At 64.6% G+C, this 997-nt stretch carries 1 protein-coding gene; it reads right to left on the bottom strand.

Annotated features, from left to right (window positions below):
• A partial coding sequence (locus tag J1G34_RS26925; RefSeq protein WP_222994864.1) for a ShlB/FhaC/HecB family hemolysin secretion/activation protein occupies nt 1–997 on the bottom strand: 997 nt, incomplete at both ends.

The raw sequence follows: 997 nt of genomic DNA on the forward strand, positions 1-997 counted from the left end.
CGGGCGAACAGCTCCAGGGAGTTGCTGGACACGCGGCCATGAACGTTGTCGTTGTAGCGGTCGTTGCGGATCACGCCCTGGTCGTAGCCGACGCTGGCGCCGTATTCGAAGAAGGCCGGACGCATCCAGTCGAGGGTCACCGGGCGCGCCCAGCGCACTTCGTTGCGCCAGTAGCCGCCGCTGTCGCCGGTCAGCAACTGGTCCTTGAAACCGCGCACCGAAGCCGAGCCGCCGAGGCTCATGCGCTGTGGCGAGAACAGCGGGTCTTCACTGCGTTGGCCGGTGGCCAGGCTGCTGAAGCTGAACGACTCGCCCCACAGGCTGAACGGTTGCAGGTAGCTGACGGTGGCGGTGTATTTGCGGTAGCGCGAGTTCGGCTGGCGGCGACCGAAGGCGTCGCGCTCTTCCTGGGACTGGGCGTCGAGCAGGCCGATGCCGTTTTGCATGCCCAGGTCCAGGTTGACGAAGGCCGTGCCGATGCGCCGCCCGTGGTTGACGCCCAGTTGCAGTTCGCTGAGGCGGTTGCTGCTGGGCGCGGTGCGCACGTCGAGGATGTAGTTGTTGGTGCGCAGGTGCGCCAGGCCGATGTTGACCGAGGTCTTGCTCACGTCATCGCGGTGGATGACCCGTTCGGCGCGCAGTTGATGGTTCTGGTTGTCGCCGTCCTGCTTGTATTTGAAGTCGTCGGTTACGCCGAAGGTGCGGTAGTCGCTCTCGCTGTAGGTGTAGCTGAAGTTCCACCAGCCCCACGGCACGTTGTAATAGAGCATGGTGTTTTTCGAGGTTTTCTGGTGGTCGCTGATGGCGTCATGGCCGCCGCGCAGAATCAACTGGTCGCCCAGGCCCAGCGGGCTGTCCCATTCAAGGCCGGCGCCCCATTGCTGTTCGCCGGTGCTTTTCTGGCCGTCGTTATTGCGCGACAGGCTGGCGCGCCAGGGCTTTTGCGCGGTGTTCTTGACCACCACGTCGCTGCCGCCGACTTGCTTGCCGGGGGTCA

The sequence above is a fragment of the Pseudomonas sp. Wu6 genome (assembly GCF_019891515.1).
Classification (GTDB): domain Bacteria; phylum Pseudomonadota; class Gammaproteobacteria; order Pseudomonadales; family Pseudomonadaceae; genus Aquipseudomonas; species Aquipseudomonas orientalis_A.